Genomic DNA, 6,788 nt, shown 5'->3' with positions numbered 1-6,788 from the left:
TCCAGGGCTTCCTGCACAGCTACAACTACCATCGCTGCCACACCGCACTCGGAGGCCGGCCCCCAATCACCCGCGTCAACAACCCTGCGGGTCAATACACCTAGGGCGTGTTTCGGGTGCCGCTCCAGGCGAAAATCTTTGCATAAAAGTGCACCGCTGCGTATAGTCATGCCATCGACTAGGAGGCTTTCGATGGCGGTACGCGCAGCAGTGGCAGGAGCGAGTGGTTACGCGGGCGGGGAACTGCTCCGTCTGCTGCTCGCCCACCCCGAGGTGGAGATCGGCGCCCTCACCGCCAACTCCAACGCGGGCCAGCCCCTCGGTGCGCTCCAACCGCACCTGCGCCCCCTGGCCGGCCGCATCCTCCAGCCCACCACCGCCGATGTGCTCGCCGGGCACGACGTCGTCTTCCTCGCCCTGCCGCACGGCCAGTCCGCCGCCGTGGCCGAACAGCTCGGCGACGAGGTGCTGGTGGTGGACATGGGCGCCGACTTCCGCCTCCGGGACGCCGCCGACTGGGAGAAATTCTACGGCTCGCCGCATGCCGGCACCTGGCCCTACGGCCTGCCCGAACTGCCCGGCGCCCGTGCCGCCCTCGCCGGGACCAAGCGGATCGCGGTGCCCGGGTGCTACCCGACCGCCGTGTCGCTCGCGCTGTACCCGGCGTACGCGGCACAGCTCGCCGAGCCCGAGGCCGTGATCGTCGCCGCGTCCGGGACGTCCGGCGCCGGCAAGGCGGCCAAGCCGCATCTGCTCGGCTCCGAGGTGATGGGCAACATGACCCCGTACGGCGTCGGCGGCGTGCACCGGCACACGCCCGAGATGATCCAGAACCTCAGCGCCGCCGCAGGCGAGCCGGTCACCGTCTCGTTCACGCCGACCCTCGCGCCCATGCCCCGCGGCATCCTCGCCACGTGCAGCGCGAAGGCGAAGCCCGGTACGAGCGCCGAGAGCGTACGCGCCGCCTACGAGAAGGCGTACGCGGACGAGCCGTTCGTCGACCTGCTGCCCGAGGGCCAGTGGCCCGCCACCGCCGCCGTGTACGGCTCCAACGCCGTGCAGGTCCAGGTCGCGTACGACGAGGCGGCCGGGCGGATCATCGTCATCAGCGCCATCGACAACCTTGCCAAGGGCACCGCGGGCGGCGCCCTGCAGTCCATGAACCTCGCCCTCGGACTGCCCGAGGACACAGGACTTTCCACGATCGGAGTCGCACCGTGAGCGTCACGGCAGCACAAGGATTCTCGGCGGCGGGCATCGCCGCCGGAATCAAGGAGAACGGCAACCCGGACCTGGCCCTCGTGGTCAACAACGGTCCGCGCCGCGCCGCCGCGGGCGTCTTCACCTCCAACCGCGTCAAGGCCGCCCCCGTCCTCTGGTCCGAGCAGGTCCTCAAGGGCGGCGAGGTCTCCGCCGTCGTCCTCAACTCCGGTGGCGCCAACGCCTGCACGGGCCCGCAGGGCTTCCAGGACACCCACGCCACCGCCGAGAAGGCGGCCGAGGTCCTCCAGGGCCACAGCGCGGGCGAGATCGCCGTAGCCTCCACCGGGCTCATCGGCATCCTGCTCCCCATGGACAAGCTGCTCCCCGGCATCGAGAAGGCCGCGGCAGCGCTCAGCGAGCACGGCGGCGAGAAGGCCGCCATCGCCATCAAGACCACCGACACCGTGCACAAGACCGCCGTCGCGGGCGGCGAGGGCTGGACCGTCGGCGGCATGGCCAAGGGAGCGGGCATGCTCGCCCCGGGCCTGGCCACCATGCTCGTCGTGCTCACCACCGACGCCGACGTGGACGCCGCCGGTCTTGACGCCGCGCTGCGCGACGCGACCCGCACCACCTTCGACCGGGTCGACTCGGACGGCTGCATGTCCACCAACGACACCGTGCTGCTGCTCGCCTCCGGCGCCAGCGGGGCGGCCCCTGAGCAGAAGGAGTTCGCCGAGGCCGTCCGGACCGTCTGCGCCGACCTGGCCCGGCAGCTCATCGGGGACGCCGAGGGCGCCTCCAAGGACATCCGGATCGAGGTCGTGAACGCCGCGACCGAGGACGACGCCGTCGAGGTGGGCCGCTCGATCGCCCGCAACAACCTCCTCAAGTGCGCCATCCACGGCGAGGACCCCAACTGGGGCCGGGTGCTCTCCGCCATCGGCACCACGAAGGCCGCCTTCGAGCCGGACGCGCTCAACGTCGCCATCAACGACGTCTGGGTCTGCCGCAACGGCTCGGTCGGCGAGGACCGCGACCTGGTCGACATGCGGTTCCGGGAGGTCCGGATCACCGCCGACCTCGCCGCCGGCACCGAGTCCGCCGTCATCTGGGCCAACGACCTCACCGCGGACTACGTCCACGAGAACAGCGCGTACAGCTCATGACGACGGCGCGGAAGCACACCGCACTCCCGAAGGCGCAGATCCTCATCGAGGCCCTGCCCTGGCTGACCCGGCACAACGGCAGGACCGTCGTCATCAAGTTCGGCGGCAACGCCATGATCGACGAGGAGCTGAAGGCGGCCTTCGCCCAGGACGTCGTCTTCCTGCGGCACGCCGGCCTCAAGCCCGTCGTCGTGCACGGCGGCGGCCCCCAGATCAGCGCCCAGCTCGACAGGCAGGGCCTGGTCAGCGAGTTCAAGGCGGGCCTGCGCGTCACCACGCCCGAGGCGATGGACGTCGTACGCATGGTGCTCGCCGGCCAGGTCCAGCGCGAGCTGGTCGGCCTGCTCAACCAGCACGGGCCGCTCGCCGTCGGCATGACCGGCGAGGACGCCCACACCATCACCGCCGTACAGCACCGGCCCACTATCGACGGCGAGCTCGTCGACATCGGCCGGGTCGGCGAGATCACCGCCATCGACACCGGCGCCATCCAGGCCCTGCTGGACGACGGCCGTATCCCGGTCATCTCCTCCATCGCCCGGTCCGCCGACGACAACCACGTCTACAACGTCAACGCCGACACCGCGGCCGCCGCACTCGCCGCCGCGCTGAACGCCGAGACGCTGATGGTCCTCACCGACGTCGAGGGCCTGTACGAGGACTGGCCGAACAGCGACGACGTGATCAGCCGGCTCACCGCCACCGAACTGGAGAAGCTGCTGCCCGAGCTGTCCAGCGGCATGGTGCCCAAGATGCAGGGCTGCCTGCACGCCGTACGCAACGGGGTGGAGACGGCCCGCGTCATCGACGGCCGGGTCCAGCACTCGATCCTGCTGGAGATCTTCACCGACGAGGGAATCGGCACGATGGTCGTGCCCGACGCACAGGGGGAGTCATGAGCAACGCCGAACTTTCGCAGCGCTGGCAGCACGCACTGATGGACAACTACGGCACCCCGAAGCTGTCCCTCGTGCGCGGCGAGGGCGCCCGCGTGTGGGACGCGGACGGCACCGAGTACCTCGACTTCGTCGGCGGCATCGCGGTCAACGCCCTGGGCCACGCCCACCCGGCCGTCGTGGAGGCGGTCACCGCCCAGATCTCGACCCTCGGGCACGTCTCCAACCTGTTCATCGCCGAACCGCCCGTCGCGCTCGCCGAACGCCTCCTCGGGCTCTTCGGCCGCACCGGCCGGGTCTTCTTCTCCAACTCGGGCGCCGAGGCCAACGAGGCCGCGTTCAAGATCGGCCGGCTGACCGGGCGCACCCACATGGTCGCCACCGACGGCGGCTTCCACGGCCGCACCATGGGCTCGCTCGCGCTCACCGGCCAGCCCAAGAAGCGCGAGGCGTTCACCCCGCTCCCCGGCGACGTCACCCATGTCCCGTACGGCGACGTGGAGGCGCTGCGGTCCGCCGTCACCACCGACACCGCGCTGGTGATCATCGAGCCCATCCAGGGCGAGAACGGCGTCGTCGTCCCGCCCAAGGGCTACCTGGAGGCGGCCAGGGAGATCACCCGGGCCACCGGCACCCTGCTCGTCCTGGACGAGGTCCAGACCGGCATCGGCCGGTGCGGGACGTGGTTCGAGTACCAGGCCCACCAGGGCGTCGAGCCCGACGTCGTCACCCTCGCCAAGGGGCTCGGCGGCGGACTCCCGATCGGCGCCACGATCGCCTTCGGCGCGGCGGCGGACCTCCTCGCACCCGGGCAGCACGGTACGACGTTCGGCGGCAACCCGGTCGCCTGCGCCGCCGGCCTCGCGGTCCTGGACACCCTCGCCGCCGACGGCGCCCTCGACCGGGTGAAGCGGCTCGGTGAGCGCGTCCGGGAGGGCGTGGAGGGGCTGGGGCACCCCCTGGTCTCCCATGTCCGGGGCTCCGGCCTGCTGCTGGGTATCGTGCTCACCGAGCCCCTCGCGCCCCAGGCGCAACAGGCGGCTCAGGGTGCCGGTCTCCTGGTGAACGCGCCCGCGCCCGACGTCCTGCGGCTCATGCCGCCGCTGACCATCGGCGACGCGGAGGTGGACGCGTTCCTCCGGGCGCTGCCGGGCGCCCTCGACGCGGCATACGGGGACGGACGATCCGGAGAGAAGCGCTCCGGAGAATGAGGCGACGACGATGACCGAGGCGCAGGAATCCGAGTTCGGCGGGCCTTCGGTGCCGCAGACCCGCACGGCGCGCCACCGCCGGATCGTGGACATCCTCAACCGGCAGCCGGTGCGCTCCCAGAGCCAGCTGGCCAAGCTCCTCGCGGACGACGGGCTGAGCGTCACCCAGGCGACGCTCTCCCGGGACCTGGACGAGCTGGGCGCGGTGAAGATCCGCAACACCGGCGGCGAGCTGATCTACGCGGTGCCGAGCGAGGGCGGATTCCGCACCCCGCAGGCGCCGCTGGGCGGCTCCGCCAAGGAGGAGCGGATGCGCCGGCTCTCCGCCGAGCTGCTGATCTCGGCGGAGGCTTCGGCCAACCTGGTGGTGCTGCGTACGCCGCCGGGCGCCGCGCAGTTCCTCGCCTCGGCCATCGACCAGGCCGAACTGCACGACATCCTCGGCACCATCGCGGGCGACGACACGCTCATGCTGATCAGCCGCGACCCGGCCGGCGGGCAGGCGCTCGCCGACCATCTGCTGCGGCTCGCGCAGAACGAGCGTTAGGACCTGCCCGGCGGGGACGCTGCGGAGGCCGTCCGGCATCCGCAGGACGGCCTCCCGATGGTGTGCGCCGGGCGGCCCGGCCGAAGAGGGGGCGTTCAGTCCGCGGCGAGGCCGGCGAACGCCTCGGTCGTGAGCTCCTGCAGCTCCGCGAGCGGGACGTCGCGGAGACGCTGAGTGAGCGCCCACCGATGACCGAAGGGGTCGAGCAGCTGGCCTTCCCGCTCGCCCCAGAAGGCGTCGCCCAGCGGCCGGATCACGGTGGCCCCGGCACCGACCGCCCGCTGCCAGGCGTCATCGACGTCGTCGACGTGCAGACAGAGGGCGCCATAGGTGCCGCCGAAGTGCTGCGGACCGTAGGAATCCATCTCGGGGAACTCGTCGGCCAGCATCAGGGTGACCGGCCCGACCCGGACCTGGACGTGGATCAGCCGGCCGCCGGGGACCTCCAGCCTGGTGAGCTCCTCGGCCCCGAACGCCTGTCGGTACCAGGCGGACGCCTCGTCCGCGCCGCGCACGGTCAGGTGCAGGGTGAGGGAGTGGAACGACATCGGTGTTTCCTTTCCTGGAATCCGGATCGGGCCGGTCCGGGCGCCGCGTCACCGCGCGCCCCCGGTCCGGCTGTTCGACGTTTCCGCAGCGGTGATCGTCAGGAGCCATGCCGGCGAGAGCCTCACCTCCACGGCCGCAGCTTGTCCGGGTTGCGGATCGCCCAGATGCGCAGGATGCGGGACCCCTCGATGTCGAACGCGTACACCGACAGCACCTGACCGCCGTCCATCGCGACGAGTCCGGGCTGCCCGTTGACGGTCCGCTCGCGGAGGTCCAGCCGGCCGGCGAGGCCCGCCAGACGCACCAGGAACTCCGCGACCCGGAGATGGCCCCGGAGCGGCGTCGGCGAGGCCGTCGCGCGACCGCCCCCGTCGGCGACCGCGACGACCGACGGGTCGAGGAGCCGTACCAGGGCTTCCACGTCCTTGGCCTGCCACGCCTGTCGGAACTCGCCCACGACGACGGAACGCTGCCGGGTCCGCGCCCCGCCGGTGCGGGCGGCAGCCACGCGCCGACGCCCCGAGGAGGCGAGCTCGCGGCAGGCCCCCGGGGTGCGGCCGACGATCTCCGCGACCTCGTTGAACGGCACCCGGAACACGTCGTGCAGCATGAAGGCGACGCGTTCGGCCGGCGTCATCGCGTCGAGCACGACCAGGAACGCCATCTCGACGGACTCGTCCAGCGTGATGTGGTCGGCGGGATCCCTCGCCGTGGATCCGTGGGACATGCCGGGCCACTCGGCCCGTGCCGGCACCGGCTCCGGAATCCACTCACCGACGTACCGCTCCCGGCGCAGCCGCGCCGAACGGAGCTGGTCCATGCAGATGCGGCTCACGACGGTGGTCAGCCAGGCGGCGGGTTTCGCGACGGCGGCCCGGCGCTCCGCGGACTGCGCGAACCAACGGGCGTACGCCTCCTGGACGGCGTCCTCCGCCTCTGTCAGCGAGCCGAGCAGACGGTACGCGAGATTCGCGAGACTGCGCCGTTCCGAGAGGAGCGGTTCGTCCCCGGACCCCGCCGCGGCATCCTCGTTCCCGTCCGTGAACTCCATGGGGTCAGCGCCTTCCCGTCGTCACGTGAGCATCCTCCGTGAGAGACGACGGACCGGCCCCCGCGGATGTCAGGCGGCCACCCCGCGCCCGCCCGGCTCCTGACGATCGGGGCCCCTGCCGCGTCGGTACGGGGGCGGGCACGGCGGACGGCCACGACGGCG

At 72.0% G+C, this 6,788-nt stretch carries 7 protein-coding genes and 1 pseudogene; 6 read left to right on the top strand and 2 right to left on the bottom strand.

Annotation, left to right across the window (positions count from 1 at the left end):
- From ACN6LM_RS14800 to ACN6LM_RS14775, 6 genes and pseudogenes are all read left to right on the top strand, one after another.
- Positions 1 to 104, top strand: a pseudogene (locus ACN6LM_RS14800) (IS481 family transposase); the annotation flags it as partial.
- Positions 105 to 192: 88 nt separating this feature from the next.
- Positions 193 to 1,221 carry an N-acetyl-gamma-glutamyl-phosphate reductase gene (gene argC / locus ACN6LM_RS14795; RefSeq protein ID WP_445065815.1) on the top strand — a complete coding sequence of 343 codons (1,029 nt, stop codon included), beginning with the start codon at positions 193 to 195 and terminating at the stop codon, positions 1,219 to 1,221.
- The gene (gene argJ / locus ACN6LM_RS14790) at positions 1,218 to 2,372 is read left to right on the top strand and encodes a bifunctional glutamate N-acetyltransferase/amino-acid acetyltransferase ArgJ (protein WP_445065814.1); all 1,155 of its coding nucleotides are present in this window, start codon (positions 1,218 to 1,220) and stop codon (positions 2,370 to 2,372) included. The genes argC and argJ overlap by 4 nt, the downstream gene beginning before the upstream one ends.
- Positions 2,369 to 3,271, top strand: a complete 903-nt coding sequence (gene argB / locus ACN6LM_RS14785) for an acetylglutamate kinase (protein ID WP_445065813.1) — start codon at positions 2,369 to 2,371, stop codon at positions 3,269 to 3,271. The genes argJ and argB overlap by 4 nt, the downstream gene beginning before the upstream one ends.
- Positions 3,268 to 4,479, top strand: coding sequence for an acetylornithine transaminase (locus ACN6LM_RS14780; protein WP_445065812.1), 1,212 nt, complete (start codon positions 3,268 to 3,270; stop codon positions 4,477 to 4,479). Before argB ends, ACN6LM_RS14780 begins: the two co-directional genes overlap by 4 nt.
- A 10-nt stretch (positions 4,480 to 4,489) precedes the next feature.
- Positions 4,490 to 5,026 carry an arginine repressor gene (locus ACN6LM_RS14775; protein WP_136204397.1) on the top strand — a complete coding sequence of 179 codons (537 nt, stop codon included), beginning with the start codon at positions 4,490 to 4,492 and terminating at the stop codon, positions 5,024 to 5,026.
- 95 nt (positions 5,027 to 5,121) lie between these two features.
- On the opposite strand, the gene ACN6LM_RS14770 is transcribed toward ACN6LM_RS14775, so the two are convergent.
- Positions 5,122 to 5,574, bottom strand: a complete 453-nt coding sequence (locus ACN6LM_RS14770; RefSeq protein WP_445065811.1) for a VOC family protein — start codon at positions 5,572 to 5,574, stop codon at positions 5,122 to 5,124.
- A gap of 122 nt (positions 5,575 to 5,696) precedes the next feature.
- Entirely contained in the window at positions 5,697 to 6,626 is a 930-nt protein-coding gene (sigJ, locus tag ACN6LM_RS14765; protein WP_445065810.1) for an RNA polymerase sigma factor SigJ, read from the bottom strand.
- Positions 6,627 to 6,788 lie beyond the last annotated feature (162 nt).

This window comes from Streptomyces sp. SAS_281 (genome assembly GCF_052542855.1).
The sequence above is the reverse complement of the archived record's forward strand: the minus strand, read 5'-3'. Positions and strand labels throughout refer to the sequence as shown.